The following is a 17556-nucleotide window of genomic DNA, read 5'->3' as shown; positions in this document are numbered from 1 at the left end:
GGATGACCGTTGAGTACGCTTCGTATACCGCACAGACCACCACGGATCGTTTCGAGCACTTCTGGACGCGCAAGGGCGAGTGGGTCGAAGAACCCAACCGGCGTCGCGGAGGCGAAAGTGGGGTCCAGCGCGTGACGGGCAGCAGCGGTCGGCTGTTGTACGTGAAGCGTCAGGTGGGGCATATCTATCGCAGCCTGCTGCACCCCTTCGGTCGTCCGACCGTCCTGCGTGAGCAGGCGGCGCTGAACAACCTGCGCATGCTCGACGTCGGTGTCCCCGAACTGGTGTTCTGTGGGGCGCGCCGCGGTCCCGAAGGCCAATGGCAGGCCCTGCTGGTGACCGCCGCCCTGGATGGGTTCATCGAAATCGAGCAATGGTATGCCCAGGGTGGGCGTGAACGGCATGGCGAGGTATTGCACGATCGCCTGCTCCAGGAACTGGCCGGTACGCTGGCGCGCATGCACCGTGGCCGCTGGCAGCATGGTTGCCTGTATATCAAGCACGTGTTTGTCCGGGTCGTGGGCGAGGGCGAGTCGGCCAGTGTCGAGGTGGCCCTGCTGGACTTCGAGAAAGCCCGCCAGCGCTTGAGCCGTCGCCGGGCGGCGCAGCACGACATGAAGCAACTGCGGCGCCATTCGTCGTGGAATGAAGCGGACTGGGAGCGGCTGAACTACTTTTACAGTATGGCGTTCGGCAGCACCATCAAAGGCTTACGGTGATGAAGTTAGAATTGGCTAGAGGTTTGTTTCTGATCGGGGCATTGGCTATCGCTTCCCTGGCGCTGGTGGTCTGGGAGCAGCCGCGACCGCAGGTCCTCAGCATGACCCAGAGCGCAGAGCGCTGTCCCCTGCCGCGAGTGGCCAAGGCCAGTGTGAGTGTCAAGCCCGATCATGACCTGTTGCTGCTCATGTTCGGTCTTTCACAGGGCTTGAAACCGCAAAGTTGAACCCCCGCTCTCCCCGAAAGCCTCGCGATTGACGAGGCTTTTTCTTCTGGCCGACTAAACCGGCTGTGCTGTCATTCCGCGTTGCACAGCGCCAGGCAGTTATCCAGCATGCGGTTGGAGAAGCCCCACTCATTGTCATACCAGGCCAGGACCTTGAGCAGCTTGCCACTGGCCTTGGTGTGGTTGGCGTCGAAGATCGACGACAGCGGATTGTGGTTGAAGTCGCTGGAGACCAGCGGCAGGGCGTTGTAGCCGAGAATCTTCGAATGCCGGCTGGCTTCCTTGAACAGCGCGTTGATCTCGTCGGCGCTGGCTTCGCGCTTGAGTTGCACAGTCAGGTCGACCAGCGACACGTTGATCACCGGCACGCGTACGGCCATGCCGGTCAACTTGCCGGCCAGGGTCGGCAGCACCAGGCCGACGGCTTCGGCCGCGCCGGTCTTGCTCGGGATCATGTTCTGGGTCGCCGAGCGGGCGCGGTACGGGTCGGTATGGTAGACGTCGGTCAGGTTCTGGTCATTGGTGTAGGCATGGATGGTGGTCATCAGGCCACTTTCGATGCCCAGTTCGCGATGCAGCACCTGGGCCACCGGGGCCAGGCAGTTGGTGGTGCACGAGGCGTTGGAGATGATCTCGTGGGACTGGCGCAGGATATCGTGGTTGACGCCATACACCACGGTGGCGTCGGCACCCTTGGCCGGAGCGGAGATGATCACCTTGCGGGCACCGGCGCTGATGTGCGCGGCAGCCTTGGCGCGGTCGGTGAACAGGCCGGTGCATTCGAACACCACGTCGATCCTTTCGGCGGCCCAGGGCAGTTCGGCCGGGTTGCGGATCGCGCTGACCGCGATGCGGTCGCCGTTGACTGTCAGGCTTTCGTTGTCATGTTCCACGCTGGCATCGAAAGTGCCGTGGACGGTGTCGTACTTGAGCAGGTGGGCATTGATCGAGCTGTCGCCCAGGTCATTGATGGCGACGACCTGCAGGTCCTGACGGTAACCTTGGGTATAGAGTGCGCGCAGGACGTTGCGGCCGATACGGCCAAATCCGTTGATTGCGATTCTTAGCGTCATGGGAAAAGCGCCTGTCGTAATTTTGTTGTTGGAATTACAAGATTATTCGCATAGAAATAGAAAACAAGCCTTTTTAGTGGCAATATTTTGTTTTATCTACAACGAGTGACCTGAATCAACGGGTCCGGATGAACGAAAAGCCCCGCCAGCCGAGGCCTTCGCTCACCTCAGGACGCACAGGTCGCCCTATCCGTTAGCCTGGAGTTCTACACATGCATCCCCGCGTTCTTGAGGTCACCGAACGGCTTATCGCCCGCAGCCGCGCCACCCGCGAGGCGTACCTGGCTCTGATTCGTGGTGCCGCCAGCGACGGTCCCGTGCGCGGCAAGCTGCAGTGCGCGAACTTCGCCCATGGCGTCGCCGGCTGCGGCAGCCAGGACAAGGAAACCCTGCGGATGATGAACGCTGCCAACGTGGCAATTGTTTCGTCATATAACGACATGCTTTCCGCGCACCAACCCTATGAGACCTACCCGCAACAGCTCAAGCAGGCCCTGCGCGAGATCGGATCGGTCGGCCAGTTCGCCGGCGGCGTGCCCGCCATGTGCGATGGCGTGACCCAGGGCGAGCCGGGCATGGAACTGGGGATCGCCAGTCGCGAAGTGATCGCGATGTCCACGGCGGTCGCGCTGTCGCACAACATGTTCGATGCGGCGCTGATGCTCGGTATCTGCGACAAGATCGTGCCGGGCCTGATGATGGGCTCGCTACGCTTCGGCCATCTGCCGACCATCTTCGTGCCGGGCGGGCCGATGGTCTCGGGCATTTCCAACAAGCAGAAGGCCGATGTCCGCCAGCGCTACGCTGAAGGCAAGGCCAGCCGCGAGGAGTTGCTGGAGTCGGAGATGAAGTCCTACCACAGCCCCGGCACCTGCACCTTCTACGGCACCGCCAACACCAACCAGTTGCTGATGGAGGTCATGGGCCTGCACCTGCCGGGGGCGTCCTTCGTCAACCCGAACACGCCGCTGCGTGACGCGCTGACCCGCGAGGCGGCGTTCCAGGTGACGCGCATGACCAAACAGAGCGGCAACTTCATGCCGATCGGCGAGATCGTCGACGAGCGGGCGCTGGTCAACTCCATCGTCGCCCTGCACGCCACCGGCGGCTCGACCAATCACACCCTGCACATGCCGGCCATCGCCCGCGCCGCGGGAATCCACCTGACCTGGCAGGACATGGCCGACCTTTCCGAGGTGGTGCCGACCCTGGCCCACGTCTATCCGAACGGCAAGGCCGACATCAACCACTTCCAGGCTGCGGGCGGCATGTCGTTCCTGATCCGTGAACTGCTCGAGGCCGGCCTGCTGCATGAGGACGTCAATACCGTGGCCGGTCGTGGCCTGAGCCTCTACACCCGCGAGCCATTCCTGCAGGACGGCGAACTGGTCTGGCGCGAAGGGCCGATCGAGAGCCTCGATGAAAATATCCTGCGTCCGGTGGCCCGTGCGTTCTCGCCCGAAGGTGGCCTGCGGGTGATGGAAGGCAACCTCGGCCGTGGCGTGATGAAGGTTTCCGCGGTGGCGCCGGAGCACCAGGTCGTCGAAGCGCCGGCGCTGGTGTTCCAGGACCAGCAGGACCTTGCCGATGCGTTCAAGGCCGGCCAGCTGGAGAAGGACTTCGTGGCGGTGATGCGCTTCCAGGGCCCGCGTTCCAACGGTATGCCGGAACTGCACAAGATGACCCCGTTCCTCGGTGTGCTGCAGGACCGTGGCTTCAAGGTCGCGCTGGTGACCGATGGCCGCATGTCCGGTGCCTCGGGCAAGATTCCGGCGGCGATCCATGTCTGCCCCGAGGCCCATGTCGGCGGCGCGCTGGCACGGGTACGCGACGGTGATGTGATCCGCGTCGACGGGGTGACGGGCACGCTCAAGGTGCTGGTCGATGACACCGAATTCGCCGCGCGCGAGCCGGCAGTCGGTCTGCTGGGTAATAATGTCGGCTGTGGCCGCGAACTGTTCGGCTTCATGCGTATGGCCTTCAGCTCGGCGGAGCAGGGGGCCAGTGCCTTCACTTCGGCCCTGGAGAGCCTTGAATGAAATTGGCCCTGGTTGGCGATATCGGCGGTACCAACGCCCGTTTCGCCCTGTGGAAAGATAACGGCCTGGACTCGGTCAAGGTGCTGGCGACTGCCGACCACGCCTGCCCCGAGGACGCCATCAGGGTGTACCTGAGTGAGCTGGGGCTGCAACCTGGCGCCATTGGCGCGGTGTGCCTGTCGGTGGCGGGGCCGGTGAGCGGCGATGAATTCCGCTTCACCAACAATCACTGGCGCCTGAGCCGCGAGGCGTTCTGCGCGACCCTTCAGGTCGACCAGTTGCTGCTGGTCAACGACTTCTCGGCCATGGCCCTGGGCATGACCCGCCTCGAACCCGGTGACTTCCGTGTGGTCTGCGAAGGGACTGCGGAACCGCGGCGGCCGGCGGTGGTGATTGGTCCGGGCACCGGTCTCGGGGTCGGCACCCTGCTGGATCTTGGCAACGGCGGTTTCATGGCCTTGCCGGGGGAAGGCGGGCATGTCGACCTGCCCCTGAGCAGCCCGCGGGAAACCCAGCTGTGGCGGCACATTCATGACGAAATCGGCCACGTCAGTGCCGAGACCGCCCTCAGTGGTGGTGGCCTGCCGCGCGTCTACCGGGCGATCTGCGCGGTGGATGGACATGAGCCGGTGCTGGAGACACCGGAGGCGATCACCGCTGCCGGCCTGGCCGGGGACCCGGTGGCCCAGGAAGTGCTGGAGCAATTCAGCTGCTGGCTCGGGCGGGTGGCGGGCAACAACGTGCTGACCACGGGGGGCGCGGTGGTGTCTATATCGTTGGTGGGGTGATTCCGCGGTTTGCCGATTTCTTCATCAAGAGTGGCTTCGCCAAAAGCTTTGCCGACAAGGGCTGCATGAGCGACTACTTCAAGGGTATTCCGGTGTGGCTGGTGACGGCGCCGTATTCCGGCCTGATTGGGGCAGGGGTGGCCCTGCAGCAGGCGCTTTGCGGCTGATTCGGCGTGGATCTCTTCGCGGGCAAGCCCGGCTCCTACAGGCACAGCGGTGATTTCAAACTCACCGCAATCCTGTAGGAGCCGGGCTTGCCCGCGAATGGGTCCTCAAGGACAACACATCTTCACGGCTCAATCGATTAAGGCATAATCCGCGTTTCGGTCCTAACCACAACAACAGGGACATCCACCGTGAGCGCAGTCAGTAAGTCCATTCTCCTGGTCGACGACGATCAGGAAATCCGTGAACTGCTGGACACCTACCTCAGTCGTGCCGGTTTCCAGGTGCGTACGGTCGGTGATGGCGCCGGTTTTCGCCAGGCGTTCAACGAAGCTCCCGGCGACCTGGTCATTCTCGACGTGATGCTGCCCGACGAGGACGGTTTCAGTCTCTGCCGCTGGATCCGGCAGCACCCCCGTCAGGCCCATGTGCCGATCATCATGCTGACCGCCAGTTCCGACGAGGCCGACCGGGTGATCGGGCTGGAACTGGGCGCCGACGATTACTTGGGCAAGCCCTTCAGCCCCCGTGAACTGCAGGCGCGGATCAAGGCCCTGCTGCGCCGTGCCCAGTTCGGCCAGGAGCGCGCCGGCAGCGAGGTGCTGGCTTTCGACGAGTGGCGGCTGGACACGGTCAGCCACCGGCTGTTTCACATCGATGGTGAAGAGGTCATTCTCTCCGGCGCCGATTTCGCCCTGCTCAAGCTGTTTCTCGACCATCCCCAGGAAATCCTCGACCGTGACACCATCGGCAACGCCACCCGCGGGCGTGACCTGATGCCCCTCGACCGTATCGTCGACATGGCCGTCAGCCGCTTGCGCCAGCGCCTGCGCGACACCGGGAAACCACCGCGACTGATCCGCACCGTGCGCGGCAGCGGCTACCAATTGGCCGCCCACGTCACGGCCGCCAATGTTCTCTGAACTGCGCCAGCGCCTGCCGGTGCCGCGTTCGCTGCTCGGAAGGATGCTGCTGCTGACATTGCTCGCGGTGTTGCTGGCCCAGGCGCTGTCCAGCGTCATCTGGCTTTCGCAACTGCGTGCCACCCAACTCGAAGGGCTGGTCACCAGTGCCCGCAGCCTGGCCCACTCGATGACTGCCAGCGTCAGCTACCTGCGCTCGTTGCCCCTGGCCTATCGGCCGCTGGTGCTCGACCAGTTGCGCAGCATGGGGGGGACGCGCTTCGTCGTGACCCTCAACGACAAGCCGCTGGACATGCAACTGCTCGGCCCGACCCCGCGCAAGACCGCGGTGCTCGAGGCGGTCCATGAGGTGCTGCGCCAGTCCCTGGGCAACGACGTGGATATCACGGTGAATTTCGTCAGCCCCGACAATCTGCGGATCTTCAACGGCGGCCTGAAACTCGATGAACTGCCTCGTTCGTGGGCCCACTACGCCCTGACCCTGGAGCCGGTGAACCCGCCGGTGCTGGTGACGCAGATCCAGATGTCGCCCGGCGAATGGCTGTATATCGCCTCGCTGTTGCCCGAACCCTACACCAGCCTGGAGGAGGAGGGGCTGCCGGCCCAGCAGGTCTGGTTCATCCTGCTCACCAGCGGGTTCCTGCTGCTGTTCATCGGCCTGCTGGTGCACTGGCAGAGCCGGCCGCTCAAGCGCCTGGCCCGTGCCGCGCGGGACATGTCGCTGGGAGCCGAAGAGGTGCGGCCGGTGCTTGCCGGCGGTGGCAGCGAGGTGATGGAGGTCGGGCGTGCGCTCAATACCATGCGTGAGCGCATCAGCCGCTACCTGACCGAACGCAGCCAGCTGTTCAGCGCGATTTCCCACGACCTGCGCACGCCCATCACCCGTCTGCGGCTGCGGGTCGAGTTGCTCGAGGATGAGCAGATGCAGTTGAAGTTCGGGCGCGATCTCGATGAGCTGGAGATGCTGGTCAAGGGGGCGCTGCAATGCGTGAAGGACACCGACATCCACGAGAATATCGAGGCGGTGGACCTCAACCAGGCGCTCGATACCCTGGTCGAATGCTACCTCTCGCCTACCGGCAATGGTCTGGTCAGCCTCGAAGGCCGTGCGCTTGCCACCTACCCGGGCAAGCCGCTGGCCTTGCGCCGCTGCATGGGCAACCTGATCGACAATGCCCTCAAGTATGGCGAGCGGGCGCACCTGCACATCGAGGACGATGACAGTGCGTTCATCCTGCATGTCGACGACGAAGGTCCCGGGGTTCCCGAGCAGCGCCTGGAACAGGTGTTCGAGCCGCATTTCCGCCTGTCCGGCCAGCAGCCGGGTTATGGCCTGGGCCTGGGTATCGCCCGCAACATCGCCCACAGCCATGGCGGCGAAGTGAGCCTGCAGAACCTGCGCGAAGGCGGCCTGCGGGTTACTTTGTTCCTGCCGCGAAATGCCGACTGATCGACAGCGAGGCCTGCTCCGGGGTGATGACCAGTTGTGCCGGGTCGCCCGACAATTGGCTGTCGGCTGAGGTGCGGCGCCCCCGGGCCTGGCCGATGGCCGCCTGGATCCGGTGTTCGCGCACGCGGGCGTTGGTCTGGCTGAAATGCTGCTGCAGGATCTTCATGGCCTGTTCGTAGGGCTCTTCGCAAAGCGCCAGTTGCCGTTGCCGCTCGTTCAGCGCCAGGCGCTTGGCCTGTTCCTCGCCATAGCGTTCGACGCTGAAGCTGCGGTTCAGGTTGTAGCCATGGATCCGCGTGCTGGCCCGCCAGTAGCCGATGTTGTTGGTCTCGATCCGCATCACCCCCGGATGACCGCTGGTGTTGTTCGGCAGCAGGCGCTGGCGGCTCTCGTAGGTCAGCGCGGCTGGCATCTTCAGCACCAGTGCGTTGCGGCACGACTCGGCGGCCAGCCGCGCCGGCTCTTCGCCACCGTACTCCTCGAACGTGAATATTTCGCTCAGCAGCTTGCCGCCCCGCCGCACTTCCACCTTCCAGGCGTACTGCCGGTTGCCCTGGCGCAATGGAAAGATGCAGCACTGGCGTGCCAGGCGTGGATTGTCGTTGACCATGGGGAGTGCCTCCTTAACGGGTGTCGGCTTTTCATGGGGCATGTCAGGGATGACGGATGGCGAGATTCGCTCAGGCAAAGTCGAGCTTCAATGTGGGAAAAGGCTTTAGGGATAGCTCCTACAGAGAAAAGGGAAGCGGCCTAATCGGCATTTTTCCTACTTTGCGTCATGAAAGAACCTTACAGGCATCGCGTTGCAGAGCCCGGGAATTGTCACCGGTTGGTGACATTCTCGTCAGCCTTCGTTACCTGTCGTCACCAGGCCGCTGGTTAGAATCCTCGGCACGACAGGCGCGCGACCTGCCCCTGAACAAGCTCCTGAATAACAAGAACGGTGAAGCGCATGACAGGCGACAGCCTTGAATTTTCGTTCGGCAGCTGGCTGAACGCACCTGCCCACAGTGCCTGGTTGATGGACGAAGGACGGCGCCTGCTGGCGTTCGCCAGGGCCGCCAGGCTCGATGAAGGATTCGGCAATCTCGACGGCCAGGGGCGCCTGCCGGCCCACGCCATGGCCGAGACCATGAATACCGCCCGCATGACCCACTGTTTTGCCATGGCCCATGTCCAGGGCATTCCCGGCTGCCTGCCGCTGGTCGAGCACGGTGTCGCCGCGCTCTGGGGGCCGCTGCGCGATGCGACCTTCGGTGGCTGGTACGCGGTACCGGAACATCGCGATGGCAACAGTGGCAAGGCCGCCTACCTGCATGCCTTCGTCGCGCTCGCCGCCAGTTCGGCGGTGGTCGCCGGCAGCCCGCAGGCCCCGGCCCTGCTGGCCGAGGCGATCCGGGTGATCGACACGCATTTCTGGAGTGAGGAGGAGGGCGCACTGCGCGAGTCCTTCGCCCGCGACTGGAGCAACGAGGAAGCCTATCGCGGCGCCAACAGCAACATGCACGGCACCGAGGCCTTCCTCGCCCTGGCCGACGTGACGGGCGACAGTCGCTGGCTGGACCGCGCCCTGCGGATCGTCGAGCGACTGATTCACCGGCAGGCGGCGGACAACGGTTTTGCGGTCATCGAACACTTCGACCGGCATTGGCAGCCGTTGCGCGAGTACAATCGGGACAATCCGGCGGACGGTTTCCGCCCCTACGGCACCACCCCGGGACATGCCTTCGAGTGGTCGCGGCTGCTGCTGCATCTTGAAGCGGCCCGCCGCGCAGCCGGGCTGGCAACCCCGGACTGGCTGCTGGAGGACGCCCGTGGACTGTTCGCCGCCGCCTGTCGCCATGCCTGGGCGGCGGATGGCCGGCCGGGGGTGGTCTATACCCTGGACTGGGACAACCGCCCGGTGGTCAGCGAGCGCCTGCACTGGGTGCACTGCGAGGCCAGCGCGACCGCGGCGGCCCTGCTGCGGCGTACGGGAGAGCAGCAGTACGAAACCTGGTACCGACGTTTCTGGGACTTCAACGAGCTGCATTTCATCGACCGGCAGTATGGCAGCTGGCATCACGAACTGGACGATCACAACCGGCCCAGCGCGCGGATCTGGGGTGGCAAGCCCGACCTCTATCACGCCTACCAGGCACTCCTGTTACCCTGCCTGCCGTTGGCGCCAAGCCTGGCAAGCGCTCTGGCCCGGCACTTTGCGTCGAAAACCGCGGTCTGACTCATGTAACCAGACGGTGACATTTGCGCGTCCCTTCGTTACCTGCGAGGGCACTCGCCTTTACTAGAATCCGATGCAGCGCAAGCACCAGACTTGCATGCATAACAACAAGAAAGGTACTTCAGATGAATTCGATTTCTCGCCTCGCCGCAATGATTTCCCTCGCCTCGTTGTTCCCCCTCAGTGCACTGGCTGCCGACTCCAAAGGGAGTGTGGAAGTGGTTCACTGGTGGACGTCCGGTGGGGAAAAAGCGGCTGTCGATGTGCTCAAGGCCCAGGTCGAAAAAGACGGCTTCACCTGGAAGGACGGGGCTGTCGCCGGCGGTGGCGGTGCCACGGCCATGACCGTGCTGAAAAGCCGTGCCGTAGCCGGCAACCCGCCTGGCGTCGCGCAGATCAAGGGGCCCGATATCCAGGAGTGGGCCTCCACCGGGCTGCTCGACACCGACGTCCTCAAGGACGTGGCCAAGGAAGAGAAGTGGGACAGCCTGCTCGACAAGAAAGTCTCCGATACCGTGAAGTACGACGGTGACTACGTCGCCGTGCCGGTGAACATCCACCGCGTCAACTGGCTGTGGATCAACCCCGAGGTCTTCAAGAAGGCCGGCATCGCCAAGGCGCCGACCACGCTCCAGGAATTCTACGCAGCCGGCGACAAGCTCAAGGCGGCGGGTTTCATCCCATTGGCCCACGGTGGCCAGCCTTGGCAGGACAGCACCGTGTTCGAAGCGGTGGTGCTCTCGGTGATGGGGGTCGATGGCTACAAGAAAGCCCTGGTCGACCTGGACAACGCTGCCCTGACCGGTCCTGAAATGGTCAAGGCCCTGACCGAGCTGAAGAAAGTCGCGACCTACATGGACGCCGACGGCAAGGGCCAGGACTGGAACCTGGAAGCGGCCAAGGTCATCAACGGCAAGGCCGGCATGCAGATCATGGGTGACTGGGCCAAGAGCGAATGGACCGCGGCCAAGAAAGTCGCCGGCAAGGACTACGAGTGCGTAGCCTTCCCGGGCACCGACAAGGCCTTCACCTACAACATCGATTCCCTGGCGGTGTTCAAGCAGAAGGACAAGGGCACCGCGGCCGGCCAGCAGGACATCGCCAAGGTGGTGCTGGGCGAAAACTTCCAGAAGGTCTTCAGCATCAACAAGGGTTCGATCCCGGTGCGCAACGACATGCTGGGCGACATGGCCAAGTATGGCTTCGACTCCTGCGCGCAGACCGCTGCCAAGGACTTCCTGGCCGATGCCAAGACCGGCGGCCTGCAGCCGAGCATGGCGCACAACATGGCGACCACGCTGGCTGTTCAGGGCGCGTTCTTTGATGTGGTGACCAACTACATCAACGACCCGAAAGCCGACCCGGCCGACGCGGCGAAGAAGCTCGGCGCGGCGGTCAAGTCCGCCAAGTAACCCGTAGGCAAGCCCTCCCCGTAGGAGCGCGGCTTGCCCGCGAAAGCGGTCTGTCAGCCTGTTCATCCGTTGACTGATACACCGCTTTCGCGGGCAAGCCACGCTCCTACAGGGGGCGCTGAAGCAGTTCCTTTTTTCCTGTAGTGGATTTTCCCATGAGCTCTGTTGCTGTGTTCAGCAAGGCCTCGCCGTTCGATTTCCTGCAGCGCTGGCTACCCAAACTGGTGCTCGCGCCGAGCATGTTCATCGTGCTGGTGGGCTTCTACGGCTACATCCTGTGGACGTTCGTGCTGTCGTTCACCAACTCGACTTTCCTGCCGACCTACAAGTGGGTCGGCCTGGCGCAATACGCGCGGTTGTTCGACAACGACCGCTGGTGGGTGGCGAGCAAGAACCTGGCGCTGTTCGGCGGCCTGTTCATCGCCATCACCCTGGCGATCGGCGTGATGCTGGCGGTGTTCCTCGACCAGCGGATCCGTCGCGAAGGCTTCATCCGTACCATCTACCTGTACCCGATGGCGTTGTCGATGATCGTCACCGGTACCGCCTGGAAATGGCTGCTCAACCCGGGCATGGGCCTGGACAAGCTGCTGCGTGACTGGGGCTGGGAAGGCTTCCGCCTGGACTGGCTGATCGACCCCGATCGCGTCGTCTACTGCCTGGTGATCGCCGCGGTCTGGCAGGCCTCGGGCTTCATCATGGCGATGTTCCTCGCCGGCCTGCGTGGCGTCGACCAGTCGATCATCCGTGCCGCCCAGATCGATGGCGCGAGCATGCCGAAGATCTACTGGAAGGTGGTGCTGCCCAGCCTGCGCCCGGTGTTCTTCAGTGCGGTGATGATCCTGGCGCATATCGCGATCAAGAGCTTCGACCTGGTGGCGGCGATGACCGCGGGCGGTCCCGGCTACTCGTCCGACCTGCCGGCGATGTTCATGTACTCCTTCACCTTCAGTCGCGGCCAGATGGGCATGGGTTCGGCCAGTGCGATTCTGATGCTCGGTGCGATTCTCGCGATCATCGTGCCTTACCTGTACTCCGAGCTTAGGACCAAGCGTCATGACTAGTCTCACCGACAAACCTTCCATCAGCCTGAGCCGCATCGCCATCCACGCGGTCCTGATCATCGCCGTGCTGCTGTACCTGGTGCCGCTGGTGGTGATGCTGCTGACCAGCTTCAAGTCGCCGGACGACATCAGCACCGGCAACCTGCTGAGCTGGCCGACGGTGTTTACCGACATCGGCTGGATCAAGGCCTGGGCCACGGTCAACGGCTACTTCTGGAACTCGATCAAGATCACCGTTCCGGCGGTGCTGATCTCCACCGCCATCGGTGCGCTGAACGGCTACGTGCTGTCGATGTGGCGCTTTCGCGGTTCGCAGCTGTTCTTCGGGCTGCTGCTGTTCGGCTGCTTCCTGCCGTTCCAGACCGTGCTGCTGCCGGCCTCTTTCACCCTCGGCAAGATGGGCCTGGCCAGCACCACCACCGGCCTGGTGTTCGTGCACGTGGTCTATGGCCTGGCCTTCACCACACTGTTCTTCCGCAACTACTACGTGAGCATCCCCGATGCGCTGGTCAAGGCGGCACGCCTGGATGGCGCGGGTTTCTTCACCATTTTCCGGCGGATCATCCTGCCGATGTCGACCCCGATCATCATGGTCTGCCTGATCTGGCAGTTCACCCAGATCTGGAACGACTTCCTGTTCGGCGTGGTGTTCTCCAGCGGTGATTCGCAACCGATCACCGTGGCGCTGAACAACCTGGTCAACACCAGCACCGGGGTCAAGGAATACAACGTGGACATGGCGGCGGCGATGATCGCCGGGCTGCCGACGCTGCTGGTCTATGTGGTCGCAGGCAAGTATTTCGTGCGCGGGCTGACGGCCGGCGCAGTCAAGGGGTAATCATGGCAACGCTCGAACTTCGCAACGTAAACAAGACCTATGGCGCCGGCCTGCCGGACACCCTGAAGAACATCGAACTGTCGATCAAGGACGGTGAGTTCCTGATCCTCGTCGGCCCTTCGGGTTGCGGCAAGTCGACCCTGATGAACTGCATCGCCGGCCTGGAGAACATCACCGGCGGCGCGATCATGATCGGCGACCAGGACGTCAGTGGCATGAGCCCCAAGGATCGCGACATCGCCATGGTGTTCCAGTCCTATGCGCTGTACCCGACCATGAGCGTGCGCGAAAACATCGAATTCGGCCTGAAGATCCGCAAGATGAGCCAGTCGGCCATCGACGAGGAAGTCGCCCGGGTCGCCAAGCTGCTGCAGATCGAACACCTGCTCAACCGCAAGCCGGGCCAGCTCTCCGGTGGACAGCAGCAGCGCGTGGCGATGGGCCGGGCGCTGGCGCGGCGGCCGAAGATCTACCTGTTCGACGAACCGCTGTCGAACCTCGACGCCAAGCTGCGGGTCGAGATGCGCACCGAAATGAAACTGATGCACCAGCGCCTGAAGACCACCACGGTCTACGTCACCCACGACCAGATCGAGGCGATGACCCTGGGCGACAAGGTGGCGGTGATGAAGGACGGCATCATCCAGCAGTTCGGTACGCCGAAAGAGATCTACAACGACCCGGCCAACCAGTTCGTCGCCAGCTTCATCGGTTCGCCGCCGATGAACTTCATTCCGCTGCGCCTGCAGCGCAAGGACGGTCGCCTGGTGGCGCTGCTCGACAGTGGCCAGGCGCGCTGCGAACTGCCGCTGAACACCAGCCAGGCCGGCCTTGAGGATCGTGAAGTGGTACTGGGCCTGCGCCCCGAGCAGATCCTGCTGGCCAATGGCGATGCCGATCTGCCGAGCATCCGCGCCGAGGTACAGGTCACCGAGCCGACCGGCCCGGACACCCTGGTGTTCGTCACCCTCAACGACAGCAAGGTCTGCTGCCGCCTGGCGCCGGATGTGGCGCCGCAGGTGGGCGAGACCCTGACCCTGCAGTTCGACCCGGCCAAGGTGTTGCTGTTCGACGCCGCGACCGGCGAGCGCCTGGGCCAGGTGGTGCAGTCCCGGCCCCAGGCCAGTGGCGACAATGTGGCGCAGTTCAAGGGCCGCTGAATTCAGGGCGGGCGGCTTGCCGCTCGTCGCGTTCGATGTAAACCACGTTCAATAAAGACTGTTAATAACAATAAAGACGAGGATGTAGGGATGAAAAAGAGGAACACCAACACCCGCTTGATCTGCCAGTTGTCAGCGGCGGCGGCCTTGGTCATGGCTGGCCATGCGGTGGCGGACGAGGCGTTCAGCGCCGACTCCAAGTGGATGACCGGCGACTGGGGGGGCGAACGTACCCGGCTCATCGAGCAGGGCATCGATATCAAGGCCGACTACGTCGGTGAAGTCGGTGGCAACCTGCATGGCGGCTACAACGACGACAAGACCGCACGTTACGCCGACCAGTTCGGCCTCGGCGTGGCGCTGGACCTGCAGAAACTGTGGGGCTGGGACAACACCCAGGCAAAGATCCAGCTGACCAACCGCAACGGCTACAACATTTCCAATGACCGGGTCGGTGACCCGCGTGCCGGCACCCTCAGTTCCTCCCAGGAAGTCTACGGCCGTGGCCACATGGTCCGCCTGACCCAACTGTGGATCCAGCACCAGTTCCTCGACGGCAAGCTCGACGTCAAGGCCGGTTACTTCGGCGAAGGCGAAGACTTCAACACCTTCCCCTGCGACTTCCAGAACCTGGCGTTCTGTGGCTCCCAGGTGGGCAACTGGGCAACCGGCATCTGGTACAACTGGCCGGTCAGCCAGGCGGCGCTGCGGGTCAAGTACCACATCACCCCTGAGCTGTATGCGCAGGTCGGCGCCTACAACCAGAACCCATCGCAGCTGGAGCATGGCAACGGCTTCAAGCTCAGCGGCAGCGGCACCAAGGGTACCGTGCTGCCGGTCGAACTGGTCTGGTCGCCGAAGCTGAACAGCCTGCCGGGCGAATACCGGGTCGGCTACTACAAGAGCACCGCGCCGGCCAATGACGTGCGCGAGGACGTCAATGGTGCCGATGCCGCAACCACCGGCAACGCCTATCGCGTTCACGACAGCAAGCACGGCTACTGGTTCGTTGCGCAGCAGCAGCTGACCAGCCACAACGGCGACGCCTCCCGTGGCCTGAACATCGCCGCCAACGCGACCTTCCACGACAAGGACACCAACGTCGTCGACAACTATCAGTCGCTGATGCTGGTGTACAAGGGGCCGTTCGATGCACGTCCCAAGGATGACATCGGCTTCGGCGTCGCCCGTATCCATGTCAACGACGACGTGAAGAAAAACGCCGAGCTGGCCAACGCCGCCATCGGTGTCAGCGACTATGACAACCCGCTGTACTCGCCACTGCGCGAAACCGAGTACAACTACGAGCTCAACTACGGCATCCATGTCACCAACTGGCTGACCGTACGGCCCAACCTGCAGTACATCACCCATCCGGGTGGTGTGGATCAAGTCGACAACGCCCTGGTGGCCGGCCTGAAAATTCAGTCGGTCTTCTGAGGCGTCGGCTGATAAGCTCTCTCTCTATGTGCGCATCTTGCGGATGGTCACCCGACCGTCCGCTTTTTTTTGCGCATCAGGACGCGTTGGCTTCACGACGATAGAGATTCCAGGATTCGCGGCACATGCACGAGCAACCGCTACAACGTTTCTTCAAATCCCGGCGCGAACAGCCGGTGTTCCAGTGGGAGCGCTTCCAACAGCGTGAAGTGCTGGTGATCGACCATCCGCTGTGCCAGGCGGTGTTCAGTCGCCAGGGGGCGCAGTTGCTGCACTTCCAGCCGCGCGGGCAAAAGCCCTGGTTGTGGTGTGCGGCGAAGTGGCCGCAGGTCGGGGCGATTCGCGGCGGGGTGCCGGTGTGCTGGCCGTGGTATGGCCGCCATCCGAGCGAAAATGCCTGGCCGTCCCATGGCTGGGCGCGGCTGATCGACTGGAAGTTGCTGGAGAGCAGTTCCGACGAACAGGGGTCAGCCTGCACTGGCGCCTGCAACTGTGCGACTGGCAGGTGGATCTGCAGGCGCGCCTTGGCGAAAGCATGGAGCTGCGCCTGAGCACCGAGCACCAGGACAGCGAACCTTGCCAGTTGAGTCATGCCTTGCACGCCTATTGGCGTATTGGCGACGTGGGTGAGGTAGCGCTGTCTGGGCTCGATGGCGCCGAGGGATACGACCATCTGAGTCGCCAGGTCTGCCGGCAGCGCGGCGAGTTGCGGGTCGAGGGTGGCTGTCAGCGGGTGTTCCAGCACGAGGGCGAATTGCACCTCAAGGACCATGCCTGGCAGCGTGAGTTGTGCATCGATACCGGGGAGAGCGGCGATACCGTGGTCTGGCACCCGGGGCCGCGGCCGTTGCTCGGGGTGAGCTGGAACGAGGTGATGGGCTTCGTCTGTGTCGAAGCCGCCGGTGGCGGCACCGACAGCCTGTGCCTGGCCCCGGGGGAGCAGGCGCACCTGAGCCTGCAGGCACGCGCGCAGGCTGTCGGTTCACATCGTCAGTCGTACTCGTCGCCCACCGGGTAACGGCTGGCGTTGAGGCTTTCCTTGATCTTGCGCAGGTGTGGCTGGAAGTCCACGCCGCGGCGCAGGGTCATGCCGGTGGCCAGCACGTCGAGCACGGTCAACTGGACGATCCGCGAAGTCATCGGCATGTAGATGTCGGTGTCCTCCGGCAACGGGATGTTCAGGCTCAGGGTGCTGGCCTTGGCCAGGGGCGAGCCGGCAGCGGTCAGCCCCAGGACCGAGGCGCCGTTGGCCCGGGCGATGCGTGCCACTTCCACCAGTTCCCGGGTGCGGCCGGTGTAGGAGATGATCACGAACAGTTCGCCGGTATGGGCCACCGAAGCGATCATGCGTTGCATCAGTACGTCGGCGTGGGCCGTGACCGCAATGTTGAAACGGAAGAACTTGTGCAGGGCGTCCATGGCCACCGGTGCCGAAGCGCCGAGGCCGAAGAAGTGGATCTGCCGGGCCTGGGTCAACAGGTCGACGGCCCGGTTGACCTGCTCGGGGTCGAGCACCTTGCTGACGCTGTCGAGGGAGGCGATGGCGCTGGCGAAGATCTTCTGCGTGTAGGCCTCGGAATTGTCGTCGGCTTCCACCGCCCGGCTGACATAGGCCGCGCCGCTGGCCAGGCTCTGCGCCAGTTGCAGCTTGAGTTCCGGGTAGCCGCTGACGTCGAACGAACGACAGAAACGGTTGACCGTCGGTTCGCTGACCGATGCCGCCTGGGCAAGGGCGGCGATGCTGTAGCGGGTCGCCTGCTGCGGGTTGAGCAGGATGACTTCGGCGACCTTGCGCTCGGCCTTGTTCAGGTCTTCGAGGCGATTCTGGATCTGTTCCAGCAGATTTCGCACGCGGTCCATGTTGGTGTTCCTTGGTTCTGCAATGCATGGGAGAACGCGTTTTGGCAGTTCTCGGCGGTGGCCTATCCTACTGATGGCGCTTGTGGACCACCACTCGCAATCGTGATTTTGAAGAAATGTTGTGGTTATTACTACATTTTTTCCTTGAGTGATGCCTCGAAAAAAGGTATTTATCGT

14 protein-coding genes and 2 pseudogenes are annotated in these 17556 nt (G+C 63.4%); 13 read left to right on the top strand and 3 right to left on the bottom strand.

Annotation, left to right across the window (positions count from 1 at the left end):
* Positions 1 to 2: 2 nt before the first annotated feature.
* Together ACZ5KU_RS25160 and ACZ5KU_RS25155 are read left to right on the top strand one after the other, a co-directional pair.
* Entirely contained in the window at positions 3 to 719 is a 717-nt protein-coding gene (locus tag ACZ5KU_RS25160) for a lipopolysaccharide kinase InaA family protein (RefSeq protein ID WP_054057575.1), read from the top strand.
* Positions 719 to 946, top strand: coding sequence for a hypothetical protein (locus ACZ5KU_RS25155; RefSeq protein WP_054057574.1), 228 nt, complete (start codon positions 719 to 721; stop codon positions 944 to 946). The genes ACZ5KU_RS25160 and ACZ5KU_RS25155 overlap by 1 nt, the downstream gene beginning before the upstream one ends.
* A gap of 71 nt (positions 947 to 1017) precedes the next feature.
* Here the strand turns inward: ACZ5KU_RS25155 and gap are convergent, their stop codons facing one another.
* Positions 1018 to 2019, bottom strand: a complete 1002-nt coding sequence (gap, locus tag ACZ5KU_RS25150; RefSeq protein ID WP_054057573.1) for a type I glyceraldehyde-3-phosphate dehydrogenase — start codon at positions 2017 to 2019, stop codon at positions 1018 to 1020.
* Between the two features lie 212 nt (positions 2020 to 2231).
* On the opposite strand from gap, the gene edd reads away from it, so the two are divergent.
* The 4 genes and pseudogenes from edd to ACZ5KU_RS25130 all read left to right on the top strand — a co-directional run bounded on the left by edd (position 2232) and on the right by ACZ5KU_RS25130 (position 7384).
* Positions 2232 to 4058 carry a phosphogluconate dehydratase gene (edd, locus tag ACZ5KU_RS25145; protein ID WP_054057572.1) on the top strand — a complete coding sequence of 609 codons (1827 nt, stop codon included), beginning with the start codon at positions 2232 to 2234 and terminating at the stop codon, positions 4056 to 4058.
* A pseudogene (locus ACZ5KU_RS25140) lies at positions 4055 to 5013 on the top strand (glucokinase). Before edd ends, ACZ5KU_RS25140 begins: the two are co-directional and overlap by 4 nt.
* A 189-nt stretch (positions 5014 to 5202) precedes the next feature.
* On the top strand, positions 5203 to 5934 hold the full coding sequence (locus ACZ5KU_RS25135; RefSeq protein ID WP_054057570.1) for a response regulator: 732 nt from the start codon (positions 5203 to 5205) through the stop codon (positions 5932 to 5934).
* Positions 5924 to 7384: a sensor histidine kinase gene (locus ACZ5KU_RS25130; RefSeq protein WP_054057569.1), complete on the top strand. Its 1461-nt coding sequence runs from the start codon at positions 5924 to 5926 to the stop codon at positions 7382 to 7384. Before ACZ5KU_RS25135 ends, ACZ5KU_RS25130 begins: the two co-directional genes overlap by 11 nt.
* Here ACZ5KU_RS25130 and ACZ5KU_RS25125 read toward each other — a convergent pair.
* Entirely contained in the window at positions 7353 to 7994 is a 642-nt protein-coding gene (locus tag ACZ5KU_RS25125; RefSeq protein ID WP_273820271.1) for an AP2 domain-containing protein, read from the bottom strand. The genes ACZ5KU_RS25130 and ACZ5KU_RS25125 overlap by 32 nt on opposite strands.
* A gap of 342 nt (positions 7995 to 8336) precedes the next feature.
* On the opposite strand from ACZ5KU_RS25125, the gene ACZ5KU_RS25120 reads away from it, so the two are divergent.
* The 7 genes and pseudogenes from ACZ5KU_RS25120 (at position 8337) to ACZ5KU_RS25090 (ending at position 16537) form a co-directional block, all read left to right on the top strand.
* Positions 8337 to 9605, top strand: coding sequence for a D-mannose isomerase (locus tag ACZ5KU_RS25120; RefSeq protein WP_464736423.1), 1269 nt, complete (start codon positions 8337 to 8339; stop codon positions 9603 to 9605).
* 125 nt (positions 9606 to 9730) lie between these two features.
* Positions 9731 to 11017 carry an ABC transporter substrate-binding protein gene (locus ACZ5KU_RS25115; RefSeq protein WP_273820275.1) on the top strand — a complete coding sequence of 429 codons (1287 nt, stop codon included), beginning with the start codon at positions 9731 to 9733 and terminating at the stop codon, positions 11015 to 11017.
* Between the two features lie 155 nt (positions 11018 to 11172).
* A complete protein-coding gene (locus ACZ5KU_RS25110; protein ID WP_026145004.1) occupies positions 11173 to 12081 on the top strand; it encodes a carbohydrate ABC transporter permease in 909 nt (302 codons plus the stop codon).
* A complete protein-coding gene (locus ACZ5KU_RS25105; RefSeq protein ID WP_054057566.1) occupies positions 12074 to 12919 on the top strand; it encodes a carbohydrate ABC transporter permease in 846 nt (281 codons plus the stop codon). Before ACZ5KU_RS25110 ends, ACZ5KU_RS25105 begins: the two co-directional genes overlap by 8 nt.
* Positions 12920 to 12921: 2 nt before the next feature.
* Positions 12922 to 14079 (top strand): ABC transporter ATP-binding protein, encoded by a 1158-nt coding sequence (locus ACZ5KU_RS25100; RefSeq protein WP_054061621.1) that lies wholly within the window; start codon positions 12922 to 12924, stop codon positions 14077 to 14079.
* 90 nt (positions 14080 to 14169) lie between these two features.
* Positions 14170 to 15519, top strand: a complete 1350-nt coding sequence (locus ACZ5KU_RS25095) for a carbohydrate porin (protein ID WP_054057564.1) — start codon at positions 14170 to 14172, stop codon at positions 15517 to 15519.
* A 125-nt stretch (positions 15520 to 15644) separates the two neighbouring features.
* Positions 15645 to 16537: pseudogene (locus ACZ5KU_RS25090) on the top strand (D-hexose-6-phosphate mutarotase).
* Here ACZ5KU_RS25090 and ACZ5KU_RS25085 read toward each other — a convergent pair.
* Positions 16510 to 17370, bottom strand: coding sequence for a MurR/RpiR family transcriptional regulator (locus ACZ5KU_RS25085; RefSeq protein WP_192842675.1), 861 nt, complete (start codon positions 17368 to 17370; stop codon positions 16510 to 16512). The pseudogene ACZ5KU_RS25090 and the gene ACZ5KU_RS25085 sit on opposite strands and share 28 nt — an antisense overlap.
* Positions 17371 to 17556 lie beyond the last annotated feature (186 nt).

Source organism: Pseudomonas sp. Tof1 (genome assembly GCF_055390395.1).
Note: the sequence above shows the minus strand (reverse complement) of the source record. Positions and strands in the feature narration are given on the sequence as shown.